General features: G+C 35.6%; 19 protein-coding genes. 8 read left to right on the top strand and 11 right to left on the bottom strand.

Annotation, left to right across the window (positions count from 1 at the left end):
- Window positions 1-101: 101 nt before the first annotated feature.
- From OGI71_RS20110 to OGI71_RS20090, 5 genes are all read right to left on the bottom strand, one after another.
- On the bottom strand, window positions 102-854 hold the full coding sequence (locus OGI71_RS20110; RefSeq protein WP_282251448.1) for a C4-type zinc ribbon domain-containing protein: 753 nt from the start codon (window positions 852-854) through the stop codon (window positions 102-104).
- Window positions 854-1,954, bottom strand: coding sequence for a Nif3-like dinuclear metal center hexameric protein (locus OGI71_RS20105; RefSeq protein WP_282251447.1), 1,101 nt, complete (start codon window positions 1,952-1,954; stop codon window positions 854-856). The genes OGI71_RS20110 and OGI71_RS20105 overlap by 1 nt, the downstream gene beginning before the upstream one ends.
- Complete coding sequence (locus OGI71_RS20100) at window positions 1,944-2,429, bottom strand: hypothetical protein (protein WP_282251446.1); 486 nt, start codon at window positions 2,427-2,429, stop codon at window positions 1,944-1,946. The genes OGI71_RS20105 and OGI71_RS20100 overlap by 11 nt, the downstream gene beginning before the upstream one ends.
- Window positions 2,430-2,448: 19 nt before the next feature.
- Window positions 2,449-3,204, bottom strand: coding sequence for an alpha/beta hydrolase (locus tag OGI71_RS20095; protein ID WP_282251444.1), 756 nt, complete (start codon window positions 3,202-3,204; stop codon window positions 2,449-2,451).
- A 217-nt stretch (window positions 3,205-3,421) separates the two neighbouring features.
- Complete coding sequence (locus tag OGI71_RS20090) at window positions 3,422-4,132, bottom strand: SAM-dependent methyltransferase (RefSeq protein ID WP_282251442.1); 711 nt, start codon at window positions 4,130-4,132, stop codon at window positions 3,422-3,424.
- 148 nt (window positions 4,133-4,280) lie between these two features.
- Here OGI71_RS20090 and apaG point away from each other — a divergent pair, with 148 nt between their 5' ends.
- From apaG to OGI71_RS20070, 4 genes are all read left to right on the top strand, one after another.
- Window positions 4,281-4,667 (top strand): Co2+/Mg2+ efflux protein ApaG, encoded by a 387-nt coding sequence (gene apaG / locus OGI71_RS20085; RefSeq protein ID WP_223584040.1) that lies wholly within the window; start codon window positions 4,281-4,283, stop codon window positions 4,665-4,667.
- A 363-nt stretch (window positions 4,668-5,030) separates the two neighbouring features.
- Window positions 5,031-6,896: an ABC-F family ATP-binding cassette domain-containing protein gene (locus OGI71_RS20080; protein WP_282251437.1), complete on the top strand. Its 1,866-nt coding sequence runs from the start codon at window positions 5,031-5,033 to the stop codon at window positions 6,894-6,896.
- Window positions 6,897-6,989: 93 nt separating this feature from the next.
- Window positions 6,990-8,849, top strand: coding sequence for a tRNA uridine-5-carboxymethylaminomethyl(34) synthesis enzyme MnmG (mnmG, locus tag OGI71_RS20075; RefSeq protein ID WP_282251436.1), 1,860 nt, complete (start codon window positions 6,990-6,992; stop codon window positions 8,847-8,849).
- Window positions 8,850-9,007: 158 nt separating this feature from the next.
- The gene (locus OGI71_RS20070; RefSeq protein ID WP_282251435.1) at window positions 9,008-10,606 is read left to right on the top strand and encodes an Ig-like domain-containing protein; all 1,599 of its coding nucleotides are present in this window, start codon (window positions 9,008-9,010) and stop codon (window positions 10,604-10,606) included.
- A gap of 55 nt (window positions 10,607-10,661) precedes the next feature.
- On the opposite strand, the gene OGI71_RS20065 is transcribed toward OGI71_RS20070, so the two are convergent.
- Both OGI71_RS20065 and nadB read right to left on the bottom strand, forming a co-directional pair.
- Window positions 10,662-11,168 carry a gamma carbonic anhydrase family protein gene (locus OGI71_RS20065; RefSeq protein ID WP_282251432.1) on the bottom strand — a complete coding sequence of 169 codons (507 nt, stop codon included), beginning with the start codon at window positions 11,166-11,168 and terminating at the stop codon, window positions 10,662-10,664.
- A gap of 5 nt (window positions 11,169-11,173) precedes the next feature.
- Entirely contained in the window at window positions 11,174-12,766 is a 1,593-nt protein-coding gene (gene nadB / locus OGI71_RS20060; RefSeq protein ID WP_282251431.1) for an L-aspartate oxidase, read from the bottom strand.
- Window positions 12,767-16,201: 3,435 nt separating this feature from the next.
- Here nadB and nadA point away from each other — a divergent pair.
- On the top strand, window positions 16,202-17,197 hold the full coding sequence (gene nadA, locus OGI71_RS20055; protein WP_282251430.1) for a quinolinate synthase NadA: 996 nt from the start codon (window positions 16,202-16,204) through the stop codon (window positions 17,195-17,197).
- A 159-nt stretch (window positions 17,198-17,356) separates the two neighbouring features.
- Entirely contained in the window at window positions 17,357-18,409 is a 1,053-nt protein-coding gene (gene thiL, locus OGI71_RS20050) for a thiamine-phosphate kinase (protein ID WP_282251428.1), read from the top strand.
- A gap of 121 nt (window positions 18,410-18,530) precedes the next feature.
- Here thiL and OGI71_RS20045 read toward each other — a convergent pair whose 3' ends face one another.
- A complete protein-coding gene (locus tag OGI71_RS20045; protein ID WP_282251427.1) occupies window positions 18,531-19,319 on the bottom strand; it encodes a segregation/condensation protein A in 789 nt (262 codons plus the stop codon).
- A gap of 161 nt (window positions 19,320-19,480) precedes the next feature.
- Here OGI71_RS20045 and dxs point away from each other — a divergent pair, with 161 nt between their 5' ends.
- Both dxs and dnaA read left to right on the top strand, forming a co-directional pair.
- Window positions 19,481-21,409, top strand: a complete 1,929-nt coding sequence (gene dxs / locus OGI71_RS20040; protein WP_282251425.1) for a 1-deoxy-D-xylulose-5-phosphate synthase — start codon at window positions 19,481-19,483, stop codon at window positions 21,407-21,409.
- 552 nt (window positions 21,410-21,961) lie between these two features.
- Window positions 21,962-23,386 carry a chromosomal replication initiator protein DnaA gene (dnaA, locus tag OGI71_RS20035; RefSeq protein ID WP_077436883.1) on the top strand — a complete coding sequence of 475 codons (1,425 nt, stop codon included), beginning with the start codon at window positions 21,962-21,964 and terminating at the stop codon, window positions 23,384-23,386.
- Window positions 23,387-23,539: 153 nt separating this feature from the next.
- On the opposite strand, the gene OGI71_RS20030 is transcribed toward dnaA, so the two are convergent.
- From OGI71_RS20030 to OGI71_RS20020, 3 genes are all read right to left on the bottom strand, one after another.
- Window positions 23,540-23,947: a hypothetical protein gene (locus OGI71_RS20030; RefSeq protein WP_282251422.1), complete on the bottom strand. Its 408-nt coding sequence runs from the start codon at window positions 23,945-23,947 to the stop codon at window positions 23,540-23,542.
- A gap of 69 nt (window positions 23,948-24,016) precedes the next feature.
- Window positions 24,017-24,403: a hypothetical protein gene (locus tag OGI71_RS20025; protein WP_282251421.1), complete on the bottom strand. Its 387-nt coding sequence runs from the start codon at window positions 24,401-24,403 to the stop codon at window positions 24,017-24,019.
- Window positions 24,404-24,787: 384 nt separating this feature from the next.
- Window positions 24,788-25,156: a hypothetical protein gene (locus OGI71_RS20020; RefSeq protein WP_259185188.1), complete on the bottom strand. Its 369-nt coding sequence runs from the start codon at window positions 25,154-25,156 to the stop codon at window positions 24,788-24,790.
- Window positions 25,157-25,168 lie beyond the last annotated feature (12 nt).

The following is a 25,168-nucleotide window of genomic DNA, read 5'->3' as shown; positions in this document are numbered from 1 at the left end:
TTTGTCTAGTACCTTGCCTCGTATATCAACAAAGTTGCATAAAAAATGACATAAAAAAAAAGCCCTGCTGTTGAGCAGGGCTTATATTCTATTATCGAAGATTAAAAACCGTATTCTTGTTCGATTTCCAATACAATACCTTCGTCTACCAAAACACGACCGCAATGTTCGCAGATAATGATTTTTTTACGTTGACGAATCTCAGATTGCATCTGAGCCGGAATTTTATTGTGACATCCTGAGCAGCTATCACGATCGATAGAAACGACCGCCAAACCATTTTTGAAAGAATTACGTAAGCGGTAGTAAACTTTTACCAAACGCTCCTCAATATTAGCTTCCGCTTCAGCAGCTTTAGCTAATAAAGCATCTTCCTCTTTTTGGGTTTCAGAAGTAATTGTTTCCAATTCTTTCTTTTTCCCCTCAAGTTCGCTTTTGCTATACTCCAGGTTACCTACTGTAGCATCGTAGTTTTCTGTTTTGTTACGAATCTCGAACTCAGCTTCTTTGATTCTCTTTTCACAAACCTGAATCTCAAGACCTTGAATTTCAATTTCTTTCGAAATAGCGTCATATTCACGATTATTCTTTACCTCATTTAACTGCGACTCATATTTTTTGATAGCAGCCTGGGCATCCTTAATCATGTTTTTACGCTTAACGATCGAATCTTCTAAATCGTCTAAGTCTGTTCTGATCTTCTCAATACGAGTTTCTAAACCCGCAATCTCATCTTCAAGATCCGCAACTTCCATAGGCAATTCCCCACGAACCTGGCGAATTTTGTCTATTTTAGTATGTACGGCTTGTAAAAGCCATAGTGCTTTCAATTTTTGTTCTACGGTTTGTTCCATCAACTGAAGTATTTTATAGGATTTGTATCTATTTCTGTTGTTAAGGTTGCAAAGTTAGGAAATTTTTTCGTAATAATGTCGTACAATAATTCTTGCGTAAATTGTTCGCTCTCAAAATGTCCCGTATCCGCGATGATAATTTCACCCTCGGCATCAAAAAATTCATGGTATTTATAATCAGCTGTCACAAAAAAATCCGCTCCAGATCGTTTTGCTGCACCTAATAAAAAACCTCCTGCGCCACCACAAACAGCTACTCTGCTGACTTTTCTACCAAGAAGTGCTGTATGGCGAATAACGTTTAGTTTAAGATTTTCCTTCAAATAAGCTAAAAAATCCCGTTCATCCATGGGTTCGGGTAAATTACCTATCATCCCAGCTCCAATTTCCACTGTCGTATTCTGCAAATCGAAAAGATCATAAGCCACCTCCTCGTAAGGATGCGCTTCATAAAGCGCCAAAAGCAGCTTTCTTTCAATTGAACGTCTATAGATCACCTCGATCCGTGTTTCTTCAACACGTTCCTGTGTTCCTATTTCGCCAATAGTAGGTTCAGATCCCGCCAAAGGTCTGAAACTTCCATAACCTGCAGTATTAAAACTACATTGATCATAATGTTTCCCAATGTGACCAGCTCCAGCATCAAATAATGCTGTCCTGACTTCTTCTACATGGCTCCTTGGCACAAACACAACCATCTTGCGCAATACATTGGGTTTCGATTCCAATATAGCCTGATTAACCAATCCAAGTTTATCTGCTATCTTTGAGTTGACCCCGCCAGTGACGTTATCCAGATTGGTATGTATCGCATATAGCGCAATTTTATTCTCAATAGCTTTTATGACAGTGCGTTCCACATAATTCTTGCCATTGAACTTTTTTAAGCCTTTGAAAACAATGGGATGATGTGAAATAATTAAATTACATCCTTTTTCGATAGCTTCCTGTACAACATCCTCCGTACAATCCAACGAAATTAATACTTTGGTAATCTCCTGATTTGCATCGCCTACGATAAGTCCGGCATTATCATAAGATTCCTGCAAATCCAATGGAGCCAGCTGCTCCAGGTATTGAATAACTGCTTTAATTTTCATCGTTTATAATCACCTCCTTTTCTCTAAATTTATCGTGTTCTTCTAAAATTCTACGGTTCGCACTGATGTTGAACCAATAGTTGGCCAATGTGACAAAGTGCAAGATGACCAGTACCCCTGAAATAGAAATAGGTAGCGGGATATTTGTCGCCAAATAAATCCACGCATATAACGATCCTTTCCGAAAGGTTGGGTTTTCCTCTACAGCTATCTTACGATCATAGAACTCATTAATGAGGGAATCTCTCAGTCGAGAGGCGACCTGAAAATTCCAATAAATATTGATTAATGGAATCGCGACCAACCAAGATTGATTGGGTGTCATCAATCTATTTTCCGCTGCGATCAAGCTTAAAGTTCTGCGAATAGTATTCGCAAATAACAACCAAATAATAATCCGTATCGCTACTAGACCTAAGATTGTATAGAATACTTCGGGCTTATTTAATTCTTTTACTAATTCTTCCTGCGTCATTGAAATATCTTGCTCTTATTTATTTTTCCTGTGATAACAAATCTACTAATTCTTTCAGCTTTTTTATTTGCGGATTATGATCTCCGACCAATTCAACGATTTTAAAATGACGTTGTTTAGCTTTCGCGTAAAATGGATAAAAGTCATCTTTGTCCATTGCCTTACCTTCTTCGTAGGTCAAGATATAAGTAGCAGGAATTCTCTCCCTTTCTGGGTTTCTTAAACTGATTTTATCAGTCATCGTTTTCAAAGGGTGGGGGACGTCCCGCGGAAACTTACTTTCGTCTTTTACCCAAAATGGAATAATAAAACCTTCCTTCTCAAATTTCAAAAGACCATTGTCCCCTGGCTTTACCATCAAACTCAAGACCGATTCCTGATAATCAGGAAGGATGGCGTCTAAATATACCAATTTTTTTATTCTATCCGGAAGACTGTCTGCTACACCCGTTATTATCATTCCACCATAGCTGTGTCCAACCAATACAATATCTCGAAGATCTTCAAATAATATCGTATTGACAACATCGTTGATGTGGGTCTGTAAACGAATAGAAGTATCCGCTAAATGATAACGCTCTCCCAAACCGGTTAGTGTAGGACGGTATACTTTATGTCCTTCTTTTTCTAATTCATTTGCTGTCTTTTTAAATTGCCAGGCGCCACCCCAAGCACCATGAACAATAACATAAGTAGTTTGCTGTGCATAAACAGATTTTAAGCCTACAACTAATGAAAAAAACAATATAAAATAACCTAATTTATTAAATTTCATTACATTATGTTTAGTCAAATTAACACGTCACTCCTCCTAAATCTACTCAACAATTTGCTATGTTCCAATAAGCGTTTTCCATTTTGCAGTCGAAAACGATGTATGTGAGTAATTACTCATAAAACTACATCTAGCTTTATACTTGTTTAAAGCTAGATTTCATATTAAAACTGCCCTAACAGATAAAGCAGGGTAGGGGAGAACTCAACACAATTTATTAGACATAAAGCAAAAATATTGTTGGTTTTTTATGGTAATCTTCTTTCTGTTTTTTCCAATCGGCAATGGTTAGACTCTTTATAGACTCGTCAGTGGAAGTCACATTACAGGCTACGCAAAGCTGGGTATTGGATTTACAGTTTTTTAGAATATCTTCGAGAAGATGGTTGTTTCGAAAAGGTGTTTCAATAAATATCTGAGTTTGCTTCTCGCGCATAGATTGTAGCTCTAGATCTTTTATTTTCTTCGCACGCTCATTTTTATCAATCGGCAAATAGCCATGGAAAGCAAACTTCTGTCCACTAAATCCGGAAGCCATAAGTGCTAATAGGATGGAACTGGGACCAACCAACGGTACCACTTTTATCCCAAGCTGATGAGCACGAGCAACCACAGAAGCACCAGGATCCGCTACTCCCGGACAGCCGGCCTCCGACATCAATCCTACATTTTTTCCTTGCTTCAATCCCTCGAAAAAATCATTGATATTTCCTTTGTCCCGCGCATGTTTACCATAATCATGTATCGTCAATTCACTTTGAGGAATTTTTAATCCGGCCAGTTTGAGAAACTTTCTCGCCGTCTTTTCATTTTCCACGATATATTCGTCCAATGTATTGATTGTCTCAACCAAATAAGGAGTAAAAGATTGGAATGCAGCATCATCGCTCAAAGGAACGGGAATTAAATATAATATACCTTTTGCCATATACAAACCTACTAATTAACGACCATTTGGCTATAGTAATTTTAAACTTAGCATAATTTAACCGTTAAAATTGATTAAGTTTGCGAATTTTAAACTCATTATTAGTATTTTAGCATAAGTATTTGTTGCAACAATAAACATCATCCAAATGATCACACAAATTACAGAAGGCGTAAAAATCTCGGTTGAAACCATCTATCAATCGGAGTATTCTAATCCCGACCGTGAACATTTTATGTTTGCTTATCACATTAGCATAGAAAATTTGAGCGATTACACGGTACAATTGATCAGTCGTTACTGGAAAATATTTGATGCAAAAGGCGACTATAGGGAAGTGTCGGGAGAAGGTGTTGTAGGCGAGCAGCCTGTTATCGAACCGGGCCAAGTACATCAATATACTTCGGGATGTAATCTCAACAGTGAATTTGGTTTCATGGAAGGTCATTACAATATGATCCGTTCTTTGGATAATAGCAGTTTCCAGGTTGAAATACCACGTTTCAATCTGATTGCGGATTATGCATTGAATTAAGTTTATCAAGGTAATATCATTATTGCCGATTTATCACACAACGAAGCTTTTTTCGCATCGAATAAGAAACTATTTCTTTATTTTTGCATGCATTCTAAATCAACTTGTTACTGAGATTATGCTGAACAGGATAATTTTGTTCCTCAGCCCCTAGTTAAACATAGCATAGAAAGCCATCCAATAGATTTAATTAGTCAGCAATCAAAAAAGATTATTGATTCAATATATAAATAATTGAAAATCAAATACAATAATACAATTGATTGATTTTCAACACATTAAAAAAACCATCAGGGGTAATAAATTCTTGAATGGAATTTTATTGTATTAAAATGACTAAAATTAATTTTAGGGTGATATAACGTGAGTATTTTAGCTACAGAACAAGTAAGCCATTCCTTCCATGATAGGTGGCTTTTTAGAGATTTACACTTCGGACTCCAAAAAGGAGAGCGGGTGGCTTTGGTCGGAATAAATGGTACAGGCAAATCAACATTGCTTTCTATTTTAGCGGATCGTACCTTGCCAACATCAGGAAAAGTTGTCAAAGAAAAGGGTATAAAAATAGGCTTTCTCGAACAAGATCCTGATTTCACAGGATTAAAATCAATCAATGATTTTATATATAGTGCAGACAACGATCAGCAACGTCTAATCAGGGAATATGAAGAACTTCTTGAAAGTACTGATATTGATCAAAAAAAATTAGAAGATCTTACTGAAAAAATAAGTTCATTGAATGCTTGGGAATATGAGCATAATATAAAGACGATTTTAAATCGTTTAAATATTATGGACTTTCAGCAGGACATAAAAAGTCTCTCCGGAGGACAACGTAAAAGACTCGCACTGGCCAAACTTTTGATAGACGAGCCGGATGTATATATCCTAGACGAGCCAACCAATCACTTGGATATAGAAACCATTGAATGGTTAGAAAAGTTGCTGACCACTGGTAGCAAGACAGTCCTTTTAGTCACACACGACCGCTACTTTCTGGATAATATATGTACAGAAATCAGAGAACTGGATAGGGGTAATCTTTACATTTATAAAGGGAACTATTCCTATTTTCTGGAGAAGAAGTCAGATAGAGAGACTATCGATGCAGTCATGGTCGAGAAGAGCAGAAATCTACTTCGTAAAGAATTGGAATGGATGCGGCGTCAACCTCAGGCACGAGGTACGAAATCAAAATCCCGCATCGAAGCTTTCTATGATCTAGAAGAAAAATCCAAATCAATAAAAGGAAATGATTCTGTTCAGCTTAGTGTAAAAGTAAGCAGACAGGGCTCTAAAATTCTTGAACTAGAACATGTATCCAAGCATTATGGAGCGAAAGAAATCATAACAGATTTTTCTTACACATTCAAAAAAGGTGACCGTATAGGTCTAGCGGGAAAAAACGGAACTGGTAAATCAACCTTTTTAAATCTTATCACAAAAGAAGAAACTCCAGATGCCGGAATCATAGCAGTAGGAGAGACTACTGTATATGGATACTATAAACAAGGAGGACTTGAAGTAAATGAAAATGATCGTGTACTTGATGTTGTAAAAAATGTTGCTGATTATATTGAGATGGCAAATGGAGAAGTGATTACAGCTTCTCAATTACTCACACACTTTTTGTTTCCTCCAGAGAAGCAATTTGGTTTTGTAAACAAACTTAGTGGCGGGGAAAGAAAGCGTCTTCAATTGATGCGGGTATTAATGAAGAATCCTAATTTTCTTATACTAGATGAGCCTTCCAATGACCTAGATATTGACACTTTAAATGTACTTGAAGATTTTCTTGACAACTATAAAGGCGTACTTATATTGGTATCCCATGATAGATATCTATTGGATAAGTTGACAGATCAACTTTTCATATTTGAGGGAACAGGTAAGATCCGTATCTATAATGGAAACTATGCCGACTTTAAATCAGAACAAGACGAAATCCAAAAAATAGAAAAGGAAAAACAAAAGAAAAATAGTCAAGACAAAGCTAAACCCGAGGTAAAAGAGGAAAAGAAAAAGCTCTCTTACAAAGATCAACTTGAATACAATAAACTGGAAACAGAAATAGAAAATCTCGAACTACAGGTAAAGGCAAAGACTGAAGAATTAAATCAATTAACAGATCATGTCAAGCTTTCAACATTAGTAGAGGAGATCAAAACTATGCAAGAACACATAGACCAAAAATCTGAACGATGGTTATATCTTGCAGATTTTATGTAAAATTTTCAATCGGGTTTCACGTGGAACGTAGAGAAAAGAGTAAATTTGTAAACAAATAAAAAACCACGTTTCACGTGGAACAGGTATATAGAGATGTTTAAAAAATACAATGTAATTGTAGTAGGTGCAGGACATGCGGGATGTGAAGCAGCAGCAGCAGCAGCCAATCTGGGTTCTTCCACTTTGCTTATTACAATGAATATGGGTGTGATAGCTCAAATGAGTTGCAACCCCGCTATAGGTGGTGTAGCAAAAGGACAAATCGTGAGAGAAATAGATGCAATGGGAGGATACACAGGTATCATTGCAGATAAATCAACGATTCAATTCCGCATGCTTAATCTTTCAAAAGGTCCAGCGATGTGGAGTCCACGTACACAAAATGATCGGATGCGATTTGCAGAGGAGTGGAGATTACAATTAGAATCTCTGCCAAATCTAGATATGTGGCAAGATACAGTCAAAGAGGTAATTGTTAAAAACGGAAAGGCATGTGGAGTCATCACTTCTATGGGAATAGAAATTGAATCGGATGCTGTTGTCCTAACAAATGGGACATTCTTAAATGGCGTAATCCATATCGGTGATAAAAAATTTGGTGGCGGTAGAACAGGAGAGAAGGCTGCTACAGGATTAACCGAACAGCTCGTTTCACTGGGCTTCGAATCAGGTAGAATGAAAACCGGCACTCCACCAAGAATTGATGGCCGTAGTCTTAACTATGGTCTCATGGAAGAACAATGGGGTGATGAAAAGAAAGGAAGATTCTCCTATACAGATGTAGAGATGCCGACAGAACAACGCTGTTGCTGGATTACATATACCAACGATAAGGTACATGAAATGCTTCGTACGGGGTTCGAAAAATCGCCAATGTTTACTGGGCGAATTAAAGGTTTAGGTCCCCGCTATTGTCCCTCAATAGAGGACAAGATCAACCGTTTTGCGGAGCGTGAGCGACACCAAATTTTTGTGGAACCAGAGGGATTCAAAACAGTGGAAATTTATGTAAACGGATTTTCCACATCACTTCCAGAGGATGTACAGCTAAAAGCGCTACAACTTATACCTGGATTTGAAAATGCAAAGATGTATCGTCCGGGATATGCAATAGAATATGACTATTTTCCACCAATGCAGCTCGATCTGACATTAGAAACCCAATTGGTAAAACATCTATTTTTTGCTGGGCAGATCAATGGTACCACGGGTTATGAAGAAGCTGCAGCACAAGGATTCCTTGCTGGTATAAACGCTCATCAACGTATCAATGATGACAAAGAACTTATTCTAAAAAGATCCGAATCTTATATTGGTGTATTAGTAGATGACCTTGTCACAAAAGGAACCGAGGAACCGTACCGCATGTTTACCTCTAGAGCAGAGCACCGTTTACTGCTGCGTCAGGATAACGCCGATATTCGTCTTACACCATTAGCCTACAAACTAGGATTAGTGGGAGAGGAGAGGCTAAAGAAAGTGCAAGATAAAATAGATAACTCCAATAACATCATTGAATACCTAAAACAGAACTCAACGAATCTTGAAAAGATGAATACGGTATTGGCAGAAGTTGGATCCAGTGCACTTGCTCAAAAAACACGTTTAAGTAATGTACTGGCCCGACCACAGGTTAGCATACAAGATATCGTCAGAGGCGATGAAGCCTTTGCTCAATATGTTTCTCAATTTGATAATGAAACAATAGAACAGGCGGAAATTAACATGAAATACGAGAGCTATTTTGAAAAAGAAATAGAAATAGTAAATCGCATGAAGAAGATGGAAGATAGAGAAATTAATCCTGATTTCGATTATAGTTTACTAACTTCACTGTCAATTGAAGCAAGACAAAAATTGGCGAAGGTAAAACCTAGAACATTAGGCCAAGCTTCCCGAATTTCGGGTGTATCACCATCAGATATCAGCGTTTTGATGGTACATATGAGTTAATTAATTGATTTACAGGTGATTATAAATAAAAATAAACAAGCTTAAAATAAGCGATTTAAGACAATATTCTATTTTTTATGACAACTTCTTTAAAAAGTAATAAAAGTAGTTCAGAAAGGCTAAAAAGTAGCTTAAAAACGAGATTACTTATTTTAAGCATGTTTATAATGCTCATTGGCTTATCAATACAATGTGCAAGTATACAGCAGCCAACAGGAGGACCAAAAGACTCTATTCCTCCAAAAATTCTGCAGGAAAGTCCTACGAACTTTTCGAAGAATTTTACCGAAAAAAAAATCGTTATAACCTTTGATGAATATGTCAAGTTGGCCAATCAGCAAAAGGAATTTAGTATCACACCGGATATGGGAAGTAATCCCCAATTCAAAGTCAAGAAAAAAAATCTGGAAATCACCTTACCAGATTCACTGGAAAAAAATACAACCTATAGCATATATTTCGGTAAGGGCCTTGTAGATTATAATGCAGGGAATGCCTTAGTAAATTATGCTTATGTATTTGCAACTGGTGACAAAATTGACTCGCTCAGTATATCGGGCAATGTAAAAAGTGCAACGACAAAAGAAGTATTAAAAGAAGTTAAAGTTCTTCTAATACCTACAAGCCAGGATTCTATTTTTGGAAAAAAGAAAGCCAATATCTTCACAATAACAGATACTGCTGGAAACTACAAACTAAATAACCTTCGTGAGGGAACATATCGTATATATGCTCTCCAGGAAAAAAACAATGATCGGATCTATAATGCACCCGATGAAGAAATAGGCTTTCTAAAAGATTCCATCGTATTAGAACGGGACCTTACCAATGTCAATCTAGAAGTATTCAAAGCTGTTCCAAAAAAATTCCGCACGCAAGAAAAGAAATTTGAGAAAAATGGAAGTGTGCTCCTCATTTTCAATAGAAGAGTGGATAAACCAAAGCTTAAGATTCTGAACGATGAAGTCAATAACAAGGATAAAATAGTACGATTCTCGAAGAGTTCCGATTCTGCGACGTTGTTTCTTCCCAACTTAAAAATAGACTCACTCAAACTCGTTCTAACAGAAGATGAGAAACCTTTGGATACTATTCTTGTCAGAAGAGGAAATGTGAAAATAGAACAAGTTATAGACCCACAATTTACACCAAATAATGGTAAAGTGGATAGGATCAATCACCTTCAGGTATCAGCTTTTACCCCGATAAAAAATATAGATAAAGCGAAGTTGAAGTTCAAAGAAGATTCTCTTATAAGAACAAACTATCAATTGGCAGTGGATACAAATGACTCCAATATTTACCATATCCGTTATAATTGGAGAAAAGAGAAAAAATATCAGATAGAATTTACAGAAGGTGCCATAACAGGATATTTTGGGGAACAAAATAAAGAGAAGAAATTCGATCTGACTTACGATGATAGTGAAAACTATGGGGATCTAATATTTGATTTTACGGATCTGGATAGCAATACAACCTACTTGGTCGAACTGATCAATGAGAAAAAAGATAAGATATATAGAATAGATAAGATCAATAGTTTTAATCCATCAGTAGCTTACAAACAGTTTCCGGGAGGAAAATATACAATACGTGTCATTCGCGATGACAATAATAATGGAATATGGGATACCGGAGATGTTGAGAAGAAGACTTTCCCAGAGCCTGTTGTCTACCTAAATAAGGTTTTCACGATACGTGCAAACTGGGAACAAAAAGATAGCTTTTCATTAACTGGACTCAAAAAGGAATAAAATTGAGACTAATTGTAAAAAAACAAGAAAAAAAACTATTGCTAATACATTTAAGCTAAAACCAAGAACTATATAATACATAGTTATGTGGTAGCTGCTGTAAAAGCGCTTTCTGTTCATCAGTCAGCGCTTTTATTTTTTTTGCAGGAACTCCAGCATATAAATACCCCGATTCACAACGGGCATTTTCTAAAACAACAGCGCCAGCAGCAATAATTACATTGGACTCTACCACCGCATTATCCATTACTATAGCGCCCATCCCGATCAGAACATGATCTTCTACGACACATCCGTGCACCATAGCCTGGTGGCCAATATTAACATAATTACCAATGGTAGTTCCGCATTTTTTATAAGTACAGTGGATAATAGCGCCGTCTTGGATATTGGTATAATGACCTATACGAATATAATTAACATCCCCGCGAATTACCGCATTGAACCAAACCGAACAATGGTGTCCAATCTCTACATCACCAACAATGGTCGAATTGGGGGCCAAAAAGCACTCCTCTGCTATCATTGGAGACTTATCTAAAACAGGTAAAATAAGAGCCATATCTACTAAAATATCGTGTCCTGTAATATATCTGAATGCTGTGGATAATCTGTTGTATAATGCAAGCCCCTGCTTTCTTTTCTAAGCATAGCCGACTTGGTTAGGATATAAGCGACCTGGATCACATTCCGTAGTTCACAAAGCTTCACAGAAAGCCGAGTATTGCGATAAAATTCCTCTGTTTCCTCATATAACAAATGTAGGCGTTTGAGTGCCCTTTCTAATCTAAAGTCTGACCGAACAATACCAACATAATCACTCATGATTTTTTGGCATTCACGCAGATTATGACTAACTAAAATATCCTCATTAGAAAGGGAGGTCTTAGAGTCATCCCACTCGGGGACATCGGAAACATGGCTTATAGCTCCAATGGATTTTGTAGCATCCAAAAAGATCCGATGAGCATATACAAGCGCTTCAAGCAAAGAATTAGAAGCCAATCGATTTGCCCCATGCAATCCAGTCGATGAACACTCTCCACAGGCATACAGATTACGTATGCTACTTCGTCCAAAATCATCCACATAAATTCCACCACATAAATAATGGGCAGCCGGAGTGACCGGTATAAAGTCTGTAGCCATGTCCAATCCTATAGAAAGACATTTCTCATAAATATTTGGAAAGTGTTTAATAATATCCTTCTTATCTCTATGTGTAATATCCAAATACACATAATCTATACCTGACCTCTTCATTTCAGCATCTATAGCACGCGCAACAATATCCCTTGGAGCCAAAGATGCCCTTTCGTCATATTCCTCCATAAAAGACTCACCATTTATCCTTCTAAGGATCCCTCCGAAACCACGAACGGCTTCCGAAACCAAAAAAGCAGGTGAATCTTTCGGATTATATAATGAGGTAGGATGAAATTGCAAAAATTCCATGTTACGCACCTTTCCCTTCGCTCGGTAAACCATTGCTATTCCATCCCCAGTAGCGATAGTCGGATTAGTTGTACTTGAGTACACGTGCCCCGCACCACCAGATGCCATGACAGTCACCTTACTCAAAATCTTGTCTACAAGATGCGATGAGGTATCAAATGCATAGATACCATAACAGGTAATATCTTCCCTATTCTTATCAACATACTCCCCCATATGATGCTGGGTAATCAAATCGATAGCAAAATAATGAGTAACCATTTCAATATTAGGATCGTTGTGTGCTTGTACCAACAACGCTCTTTCTATTTCGTAACCTGTTATATCTTTATAATGGAGAATACGATGAGCTGAGTGCCCCCCTTCTTTAGCTAGGTCATATACCCCAGATTCCTCCTTGTCAAATGAGGTGCCATACGAAATAAGTTCGGCAATCCGATCCGGCGCCTCTCTAACTACGTTTTCCACAATTTCCACATCACATAAACCATCACCAGCTATCTGAGTATCAATGATATGCTTCTCGAAGCTGTCTGACTTATCCACAACGGCAGCCACTCCCCCCTGCGCATATTTTGTATTAGACTCATCCTCATTGGACTTAGTGACTATCAACACTTTACCAAATTTAGAAGCTTTTAATGCAAAGCTCAATCCGGCAATACCTGATCCAATGACCAAAAAATCTACCTTTCTATCTGCCATATATTTTAAAATTCACAAACTATCCCCAAAAGTGATGGTTCAAATTAACGAAAAATGTGGAAAACGTGTAAATAAAAGGTTAAATAAAAATGAAAAGTATTTAACATTCCACAAATCCCCTACTTTCACTACGAATTCCAATTATTTTTCCGCACAAAAATTGATAGATTTCCACATTTTACGAACACTAACTATTCAACAAAAAAGTATGGAAAATAAAAAACAAGAAAAATTAGAATTTTAAAAATCAGCTCTTTAATAGCAAATTTCTGTTGAAAAATTGTTGAAAACTCTATAAAAACCTAAATTCAAAATAGATTCAAATCAATTTATACCACTTTTCCACACCCTAATAAACAATAAGAGATTCTTTAATTTAAAATATTAGTATTTATTGAAAAAGAAGATTGTGGAATACGTTCGAAAATCTTTGTTTAGTTTTGTCAATATCGAATCAAACCTTTTTAGGTTACGATATTTGGAAGTGATTAACTCCCCTATTGAAATATCGAATTCTAAACGGCTTTATTTTCGGAAATTAAATTCTTGAGGGATTTTTGAGCTCTTTAGAATTGAATATTTTTTTAAAAATTTTAAAAACAAGATTTTATGAGATTATAAAAGAGTTTGTGTTGGCATTTTTATGCTTTTTATTTTGGAATTTCGTTTTTGAGCCTATTAGACTTGTATATTTCACTTCCGATAACTTTATTCGTATTCCATCTGAGCCTTAATGCGTTTAAATTCATTTTAAATGGAAAAATTTGTTTATTTAGGTCGTTTTCGCTTTAATATTTTATTTTTTTCTGGAATATTCTTGGTTTACTAAGTTTAAAATAGTTTAGGCTAGGACTTTTTATCGAATTTTCGAACGTAATTTTGGGAGATTTCTATATTTTGAAATTTGAAATTTTGCACAGTCTCAGAATCAAATAAAGGATTCGTTAGTATACTTTTGACGTTTTATTGGATTCCTACTGGCTTTAAGACAAGCAGAATTTATTTTGAGATCGACTATTTTCAAAAAAGTAGTTTTATAGGATTGAAAATTTTGAAAAAACCTATTTAATGGCGATCTACTAGCGATTTCTTTGAGATATTCAAATTTTTGGAGTATTTATTGGTATTTATGCTATTCTCAGCGGCTTTATTATAAATTTTTGTAAAATAGAAGCGATTAGAATTGAATATTTTCCATTGGATTTTTTTTAAAAATTGCTAATAGATTCTAAATGGTATTTGAAATATGCTAATCGAATTGTATAACCCCGCGTATTTGATGATCCGAGCATAATTTCATAGTAGAAGAATGAAATTGAGTGCGATTGTGTTATTTTAAAAAAATTTATTGAGAAATGAACATTCTTACTATATTTGCGACCCAGTATCGATTGGGCATTTTTGGAAATGGAAAATTTAAGTGCTTTAGCTTTTAATGAATGCCACTATTAAATATTGTATATTTTTTATGGCAATCTCAAGGAGTTTATTTTTAAAATAAAGTCTCTATGAATGCAATAGAGTTATATACTTTCTAAAGTATTAAATTTGGTCAATTCTAAAAGAGTTTATTTGTGCCAAAAAATGGGTTCTAAAGGCTTTATGATTGGATTATTTTTATTGTAGGATTGATGGCTATAGATTATTAAATTCTTAGAACCTATAAGAGACTTTAGAAGTTACAATAGTTAATTATAATGATATTTTATACTATTTTAAATTATATTGGTATTGTTATTGTAATATAATTTTATATATTATTTATATTTAATTATATAGAAATTTTTTAAATGATATTCCTTTACATTGATAGAAAGCATAGAAATGGCTATCTTTTCTATATATTTCTGAGTTAATTGGAATGTATTAGTAGACGCTTTAGTAGGAATACATTATTCTAAACTCTTAATTCATTTCTATGTGAGGAATAGTTTTTTTGAGCGTTCTAGATTCCGGTATAAGCCTATTTTCTATTTATTATATCGAATAGTTTATCCATAAGGGGTTTGTTTAATAGGCAAAGCCTGCTAGGCTTGAATAAAATCCAATTTATTGATTTTTCCTATGAATATTCTATTCCTACGGCCTTTATTTAGTTGAATTTTTACCTTATAAATAGAACAAACCTCCTAGCTTTCTATATATAATTTTTACTTTCTTATTTTATTAGAAAACGGGATTATAAAAGACTTTTTATCTAAATAGCCAATATTTGTCTTTCGGAATCGATTAACTTTTAAAATCGATCTGGATTATTTAATTAACTACTTTTGACTGTCTTGATCTATTCATAATACAAGTTTTTATTTTCGAAATCTGCGGTATAAAACACTTTATCCGAGAATTTAAAGTCTTTGAGATTTTGCTGCAGCACATTATGTTGATAATAGAGACAGATATTCAATTCTCAGCGACTTTATTTGAGAATGGATAGCGTTTAGATTACGCTTGTTTTACCCTTTGGATTCGTGCATTTAAAAAATGCTCTTTTTAAAAATAAAGTCTTTCAGGTTTTCTTAAAACTTCATCGTTAGCTGTTAGTATGTGAATATTCGATTCTCAGTGGCTTTATTTGACAATGGATTGTGTATAGACAATCCTTTCCCTATTTTTTAGATTTTTATTTTTTCAAAAACTGATTGATTTAAAATAAAGTCTTTCAGGTATTCTTAAAACTTCACCGCTAGCTGCTAGTATGTGAATATCCAATTCTCAGCGGCCTTATTTGACAATGGATTGTGTATAGAAAATCCTTTCCCTATTTTTTTAGATTTTTATTTTCTCAAAAACTGGTTGATTTAAAAATATAGTCTTTTAGATTTTTTTAAAAATCGCGGCTGACTTCCTACACGGGAATAATCAATTCTAAACGACTTTATATTTGCGGATGCTATTCTCTTTGAAATCGACATATTTTTACCGTCTATAGCGGCTCGATATGGTAGTTATTAGAAGGGGGGATGGTTCTTGAAGTTTCTTCCAAAATTTCCCTAGACATCAATATTTTTTTCCTTCATAAATTCGTTTTTGAATAGCGGGTTCTAATGGCTGCAAATTTCGATCAAATAGAAAATGTTAATAAATAAAGCTTCCGTTTTTGCTATATTTTTCCTTGTTTTGTAACATGCCGAAGAACGTTCAAAAGGCTAGAAATTCATAGAAATTCGTTTTCTGTATTGGAAAGATTCTGAAACAAACCCCCTGAGCTTTTGATATCGGATATATAGGTTGGTTATTTATTAGATATACAACTCTAAGAGGGTTTAAAATTAGTTATTTCTTGGTGTATGTTTTTTTACGATAATTATTTAACTTTAATTTTTATATTATTTTTAATTTCCTCTATCTACATATTTGATTAATTTGCTTTTTGCTGACTTTTATATATGTAACAATGCTTATTTTTGTTGTTCATAAACTGTTGAAAGTACTCGCATGGAAATTGTAAATTATGAGCTTCAGGCAAAAGGATATAATGATGCTCCGATTGACCCCTCATTGGATTTGGTAGCCGAAATCCAACGATTAAAGAAAGAAAAGAATGCTGTAATTTTAGCACACTATTATCAAGAGTCTGAAATTCAAGATATTGCAGATTATATTGGGGATAGTTTGGGCTTGTCGCAAGAAGCAGCAAAAACGGATGCAGACTTGATCGTGTTTGCTGGAGTACATTTTATGGCTGAGACAGCTAAGATACTTTCACCAACAAAAAAAGTTATTTTGCCAGACGCTAAAGCTGGTTGTTCGTTGTCGGATTCATGTCCACCATATTTGTTTGCTAAATTTAAAGAGCAATACCCTGATCATTTGGTGATTACTTATGTAAATTGTACAGCTGAATTAAAAGCGCTTTCAGATATCGTATGTACCTCAAGCAATGCGGTTCAAATTGTCGAGAGTCTTCCGATAGACCAAAAGATCATATTTGGGCCAGATCGTAACCTTGGGGCATATGTGAAGAAAAAAACTGGACGTGATCTAGTGTTGTGGAATGGAGCGTGTATGGTACATGAAATTTTTTCTCAGGATAAAATAGATCGTCTCAAGAGCGAATATCCTGAAGCTAAGTTTATTGCCCATCCTGAATGTGAAGACCATATTTTAGCTAAAGCAGATTATGTTGGTTCCACCGCCGGAATGCTTAAGTTTACACAGACAGATAGTGCCCAGTCTTATATTGTTGCCACGGAATCTGGAATTCTTTATCAGATGCAGAAAGCAAGCCCTGAGAAGACTTTTATTCCTGCTCCACCGAACAACGCCTGTGCATGTAATGATTGTCCTCACATGAAGCTTAATACGCTTGAGAAGCTTTATAATTGTTTGAAATATGAATCGCCTGAAATTTTACTTCCTGAAGATGTCATACTTCGCGCACAAAAGCCTATTGAACGGATGTTAGAGATATCGGCAAGTTTGGGACTGTAGTAATTTGCATAATTTTTGATGATAATCGATATGATAACAAATTGGTTTTCATATCGATTATTATTTTATAATGCTATTAATCAAGCTATCTTGATAAGGATCGAGAGAAATGCCCTGATTATGCATAATATAATATTTTGAATTTTTAAATTTTTAAACATGTTTGATTTTGATAATACTGAACGTACCAATTTGGAAGAAATGGGAGAGTTTGGTCTAATTGACTATATAAGTAAAGCAGTAGAGCTGACCGAGAAATCTACTATTAAAGGAATTGGTGATGATGCAGCGGTATTGGATTTTGAAGGAAAGAAGACTTTAATTTCTACTGATTTGCTCCTAGAAGGAATCCATTTTGATCTGAGATATGTTCCATTAAAACATTTAGGTTATAAGGCTGTACAGGTAAATTTGAGTGATATTTATGCTATGAATGGTATTGCCTCCCAAATTACATTTTCTATTGGTCTATCTTCCAAATTTCCATTGGAGGCGGTGGAGGAGATCTATCGGGGGGCTTTGATTGCCTGTAAAAAGTATAATGTTGATTTGGTGGGTGGGGACACCTCGGCTTCAGCACAAGGTCTCGTTATATCAGTAACAAGTATAGGCTATGCCGATGCAGAAAAGATCGTCTATCGTAGCGGAGCAAAAGAAGGTGATCTATTGTGTGTATCCGGAGATTTAGGAGCAGCATACATGGGATTACAGCTACTGGAGAGAGAAAAAGATATTTACTTAGAAAATCCTAACGTGCAGCCGGATCTGGAGGGTAAAGACTATATTGTTGAACGTCAGTTAAAACCAGAAGCGCGGAAAGATATTGTTGAATTATTTGCAGAATTGGGCATTATACCTACGTCGATGATGGATATTTCGGACGGTTTGGCTTCGGAAATACTACATATCTGTCGCCAATCTGACAAAGGTTGTAGATTGTATGAGGAAAAAATTCCATTGGATCAGATGACTTATGATACTGGACGTGAATTTGGTATTGATCCAACCGTTGCAGCACTTAATGGTGGAGAGGATTATGAACTGCTGTTTACAATAGCACAGTCAGATCACGATAAGATTAAGAATTTGCCTGATATCAGTATCATAGGCTATATGACAGCTGCTTCAGAAGGCTGTGAAATGATTTCGAAATCTGGAAATCTATATCCAATTACAGCGCAGGGCTGGAATGCTTTCAAAAAAAAGGATTAAAAAGAAGATATCCAAAAAGTAAAAAACGAGTTTTCCGCGAATAGATCTTGAAAAAGTTATAAGTGGAATGTTTAGTTGAAACAATAAAAAATGGCTGCCAAACTAATTTGACAGCCATTTTTTATTGCTCTAGTTCCTCTTCGAGTATCAGATCTTCTTGTTGCGGATCTCGCTCTTCGACATTGAAATTATTGTATCCAAGACCTACTTCTATCTGCAATAAACGCTGTTGGAGCATCTCTAGAATGGCCAAGAAATTATATACAAACTGAATCTTGTTTTCTGAGTTTTTCAATATCTCCTGAAAATCCAATTTCTTATTGATTTCAATAAGTTCAGCTATCGCCTTTTTCTGTTGTTCAATCGTATAGGGATACTTCACAACAGTATGTGTTACCTCGGGTGGTCTATTGCGAAATTGATACATTATTTGTTCATAGATCATCATTAGTCCATAGAGGTCAAAGCTGTCTAGGTTTTCACCTGTTGCATCCAATTGTAGTCGTTGTCGTATATCATATTGGATGTTGCCTCTACTAAATAACTGGAGACGATTTTCTTCCATTACCTTTAAGCCTTCACAGACCTCTTTAAATTGCTTATAGAGGATAAGTTTCTGAACGAGGTCTTCTCTAAGATCTATTTCGTTTTCATTTTCATCCAGATCTGGTCTAGGTAGTAGCATCTTCGCCTTAATACGCATCAATGTAGAGGCTACAAAAATAAATTCGCTGGCCATCTCCATATTGAGTGCCTGCATTTGACTCACGTAAGACAAAAAATCATCAGTAATTTTCGAAATAGGGATATCATGAATGTTCAATTCATCCCGCTCGATAAAAAATAGTAATAAATCAAAAGGTCCCTCAAATTGGGGAAGCTTGATTTCGTAACCTTCTTCTACTTGCATATCTAATACAAATTTACATAATAAAATCTTTTGGAATTGTTCATATAGAAACTATTGGTGCTTTTATTTGTTGTAGCTCAATATGGAAATGCGATTTATTTTAAAGATTAAATAAAATTGTCGTTACTTTGTGTAAACATTTAATGTAAAATAGCAGTACTATGCAATTTGAGGCTGGAGAACTATTAAGTAAAATAAACGATCCCTCTGATCTTAAAAAGCTAAAGGAAGACCAATTAGAACAACTAAGCCAGGAATTACGTCAATTTATTATTGATCAAGTTTCGGTGAATGGTGGTCACTTTGCAGCAAGTTTGGGAGTCGTTGAGTTAACCGTGGCGTTACACTATGTAATGAATACACCTTATGATCAATTGATCTGGGATGTAGGTCATCAGGCTTATGGTCATAAAATTCTGACCGGACGTCGTGAGATATTTCATACGAATCGCATAGAAAACGGAATTTCGGGTTTTCCCAATCGTTTTGAGTCCGAATACGACGCTTTTGGCGTCGGGCATTCTTCTACATCAATTTCAGCGGCTTTAGGCATGGCTGTAGCTTCCCAAATAAAAGGAGAAAAAGATCGTCAACATATTGCGGTTATTGGAGACGGAGCTTTAACTGGCGGTATGTCATTTGAAGCCTTGAACCATGCCGGTATTTCTAAATCTAACCTATTGGTGATTTTGAATGACAATTGTATGTCCATAGATCCAAATGTTGGAGCGCTGAAAGAATATTTAACAAGTATTACTACATCAAAACGATATAATAGATTTCGGGATGATATAGCTGCTGTGTTGACCAAAATCTCTGAAGTGGGACCAAATGCTCTCGGCATAGTAAAAAAACTGGAGAAAAGCATCAAAGGTACTTTATTGAAGAATGCTAATCTTTTTGAGTCATTGAACTTTAGATATTTTGGTCCAGTTGATGGACATGATGTAAAGAAGTTGGCCAAGACGCTTGAAGATCTTAAACATATACCTGGTCCTAAGTTGCTACATGTTGTAACAATGAAAGGAAAGGGATTTGCGCTTGCTGAAAAAGATCAGACGAAGTGGCATGCGCCAGGCTTATTTGATAAAATTACTGGCGAGATAAAGAAATCTTCAAGTGAAAAACCTGTAGCACCAAAATACCAGGATGTTTTTGGACATACTATGGTGGAACTCGCTGAAGCAAATGAAAAAATTGTTGGTATCACGCCTGCAATGCCTTCTGGCTCCTCGATGAATATCATGATGAAAGCAATGCCTGACCGAGCATTTGATGTTGGCATTGCCGAACAACATGCTGTTACATTTAGTGCTGGCTTAGCGACTCAGGGTTTATTACCCTTTTGTAATATTTATTCATCCTTTATGCAACGTGCCTATGATCAGGTTGTCCATGACGTCGCCCTACAAAATTTGAATGTTGTGTTTTGTTTAGATCGTGCTGGGGTAGTGGGAGCGGATGGTGCAACACATCATGGAGCTTATGATATTGCATTTATGCGTTGTGTCCCGAATATGACTGTTTCTGCTCCGATGAATGAAGAAGAGCTTAGAAACTTGATGTATACGGCACAGTTACCTAATAAAGGACCTTTTGTCATTCGGTATCCGAGAGGAAATGGGGTGATGCCAGATTGGCGCCGTCCATTTACGGAAATAGAAATAGGGAAAGGACGGGTGATTACTGAAGGCGAGGAACTCGCTATTTTAAGCTTCGGCGCTATTGGAAATGAAGCCGTCAAGGCGGTACAGCAATTGAATGAATTGGGAATACATCCTGCGCATTATGATCTGCGATTTGCTAAGCCTTTGGATGAAGCCTTATTGCATCAAGTCTTTAAAAAATTCAAGAAGATAATAACAGTTGAAGATGGCTGTCTGCAGGGAGGCATAGGCTCCGCTGTATTGGAATTTATGGCCGACCATGGTTACAATAGTCAGATTATACGATTAGGTATTCCTGACCGAATTGTAGAACATGCTGAACAGAATGCACAATGGCGAAATTCTCATTACGATGCTGCTGCAATTGTGGAAGAGGGAAAAAAGATGTGTGATGGAAAATTTACCCATACAATGGTTGGATAGATCCAGCCACTTATAATTTACCATAAAAAGGAAATCCTCTAAAGGGATTTCCTTTTTTTTGCTGAAAAAAGTTTTTTTGGAATCTTCCTTCCTGTCATGTTACAAAAACGATTGTTCAATAACCTATAATTATTATACTTTTTTATTTCACAAGGGCTTCAGAATAGAGTAGAAAGATGTTGAGTAATGTTGTTAAGTAGAGTTTAAATTCTTATAAATTTAATATTAAAAATATATGAACTAAAGGTTGTATTTCGCTTTTATTTTGGTTAATTTAGTTCTATACCTTTAAGACTGAGCTGTAGTATGTTTACTACTTTTTTTGTTCTTTTTTTTGAAATAAATTTGGAATGTTAATAATTATTTTTAGAGATCAATTTTAGCGCGAGTTTTCCACAATTTTACAAGGTAAACAGCTGATATATAGATTTTTATTAATTATTTTATATTTTAGTTTTTTAGCTGATTTTTTTTTGTCATCTTCGTTCTCAGAGAAAGTTATCAACATATTTTTTGTCGCGTATTGTAAATCAACTTATTAACAATTTTAGAATGGAAAAAACGTATTCAAGTGTCTGGAATAATTGTCTTTCGATTATCAAAGATAATATCCCAGCACAAAGTTTCAAGACCTGGTTTGAACCTGTGAAAGCAGTCCGTTTGGAGGGTGACGTTTTGACTATTCAAGTACCTAGTTTATTTTTTTACGAGTGGTTGGAAGAACACTATGTGGGTATTCTTCGAAAGACCGTAAAGAAATTTCTAGGAGAACAAGGTAGATTGGAATACAATATTGTAGTTGAGAAGTCATCAGCTTCTCATCCCTATACGACTAATCTTCCATCGAATGGCAATGGGGCAGAGGGTAAGAGACAATCTATTCCTGTGCCGGTATCTTTGAATAGAGATATCAAAAATCCATTTGTTATTCCTGGATTAAAGAAATTGCAGGTTGACCCGCAATTGAATCAAAACTACACATTTGAGAATTTTATTGAAGGTGAATGTAATCGTCTTGCTCGTTCTGCGGGCTATGCTGTAGCAAACAAACCGGGAGGTACTTCATTCAACCCTTTAATGATTTATGGTGATGTAGGTTTGGGAAAGACACACCTTGCCCAAGCTATCGGTAATGAAATCAAAAGAAATCTTCCCGATAAGTTGGTCATTTATGTGTCCTGTGAAAAATTCTGTCAGCAGTTTGTGGATTCATTGAAAAATAACACAATCAATGACTTTGTTAATTTCTATCAGGCAATGGACGTGATCATCATGGATGATGTACACAATTTTGCTGGTAAAGAGAAAACACAGGATATTTTCTTCCATATATTCAATCATTTGCACCAATCTGGAAAACAAATCATTCTGACTTCTGACAAAGCACCTAAAGATCTAGCTGGTTTAGAAGAACGTTTGCTTAGTCGTTTCAAGTGGGGATTATCTGCAGATATTCAAATTCCGGATCTTGAAACAAGAATGGCGATTTTGAAGAAGAAGATGTATTCTGACGGCATTGAATTACCTGAAAATGTCGTGGAATATGTAGCAACACAAATCGATAACAGTGTTCGTGAATTAGAAGGAGCAATGGTTTCTTTATTGGCTCAATCTACATTGAACAAAAAAGAAATTGATTTGGGGCTGGCGAAATCGATGTTGAAGAATTTTGTGAAGAATACACATAAGGAAATTTCAATGGATTTTATTCAAAAATTAGTTTGCGAATACTTTGAGGTTCCTGTGGATATGGTAAAGTCAAAGGTCAGAAAACGTGAAATCGTGCAGGCCAGGCAAATTTCGATGTATTTAGCAAAAAGCCACACAAAATCTTCGCTCAAATCGATTGGCGCATTCTTCGGAGGAAGAGATCATTCAACCGTCATCTATGCATGTCAAACCGTTGAGGATTTAATTGAAACTGACAAGAAATTTAAAACTTATGTCAGCGACATTATGAAGAAATTGAAATCTTAATGTCGATTGGTATCGAGTTAAAGTAAAAAAAGGGTTGTCTATCTAGACAACCCTTTTTTTGTACTCTATATGGTAGTGGAATAAAAAAAACCTCTGAATATGCCTAAGCATATCCAGAGGTTTAATACATTCCTCTTAATTTGAATAGAATGATTATTGTTGTTGATTGCTGTTTTCGTTGTTATTTTCCTTTTGTTCTGTTGGTGCAGGAGTGGCAGGAATACTTACTGCAGGTCGCTCCTCAATGTATTTTTTAAAGGCCACTTTCTGCTCGTCTGTCAATAGTAGAGCGATCTTGCTATCTGATTCACTTTGAAGCTTCGTAATGCTCTCTTTTTTTACATCTGCTGTTGTTGTGGTATCTTGTATAACAGCTGCTATCGCTTTTTCTTGATCCAATACAATTGGTGATACCGCGGTTTTTTGTTCGTCATTCAGTGTAAGCTTTGTTACCAATTCAGTTACAACTTTAGTTGCATTTTCTTCTGGGGTGGTTTGCTGTGCAAATATTAGGCTCATCGCTAGGAAAAAACCTATACCGGTTAAAAATAACTTTTTCATGATGTTTAATTTTAAATTAAATTATTTAATAAATTTATTAACGTCTGTTTTAATTATTCCATTAAGCTGTTAATTAGCACTGGAATCTGTTTTAGTAGGTTCTGTACGCGTAGGGACAGCTTTTGCTGGCCGTTCGGCAATTACCTTCTGATAAATAGTTTTTTGATCTTCTGTAAGTAATTGACTCACTTTGCTGTCTACTTCTGTTTGAAGTTTATTGAGGGTTTCGCCTTTCGCAGCAGCAGTGGAAGTGCTGTCTTTTAGAATTGTTTCTTCTGCTTTTGCTTGATCCAATAGAATGGAGGATACAGCAGTTTTCTGTTCATCATTCAGATTCAGCTTTTGTACCAGTTCGGTAGTAGCTTTCGCAGCGGTTTCCTCAGGTGTAGCCTGTTGGGCGAATGTTAGGCTAAGTGCCAAACACAATCCTATACCTGTTAAAATTAGCTTTTTCATATCTATTGTATTTAAAAAGTTACAACTATGATGTCTTGATATAAAAACTAATAAAGCTGATTTATATTGTATCAAGTATGTTACTTTAACAAAGTTTTAACGCTACATGTTTACGTATCTTGTTTATTATCAGTTGTATATGTGTTTTAGGTGCAATATATAATAGATAATGATTGTTTTAAATAAAGGGCGGAGAATCGCTTTTGATATAGAAGAAAGAATATGCTTGCTTGGAAGGATAAATGGCCTTAAAAGGCCTAATAATGCTATTATAAGGCTTTATAGGTCTAATATGCTATAGAGAAGTATACGCTCTACTATTTTGGCTAACCATAGAATAATTCATAAAAAAGGTCGATTATTTATCGACCTTTTTCATTAAAATTAGTTTTCAGAACGTTTTTTCATTCTATCCTTCATTTTTTCTTGCTGTTCATCGAATAGTTTTACTTGATCTGGAGTGAGCCAAGATTTTATTTTAGTTGCCTGAGCTTCTTGGAGCTGTTTAAACTTTTCCATATTGGCTTTGCGGTCTCCACCATCACTTTTTATTGCCGCTCGCTGTTGGGCTTGGCTTAATGTAAGATTATAAATGGAATCTTTTTGCACTTGATTAAGTGTAAGTAGTTTGTCTAGATGTTCCACACGCATCTTCGCCTGTTCTTCGGGACTACGTTGTTGGCGCTGTTGCGCAAAAGCTACTGTTGTCGCCAAAAGCAGACCACTTATTACCATTAAAGTTTTCTTTTTCATCGCTTTATATTT

It is taken from the genome of Sphingobacterium sp. ML3W (assembly GCF_029542085.1).
Lineage (GTDB): Bacteria > Bacteroidota > Bacteroidia > Sphingobacteriales > Sphingobacteriaceae > Sphingobacterium.
The sequence above is the reverse complement of the archived record's forward strand: the minus strand, read 5'-3'. Positions and strand labels throughout refer to the sequence as shown.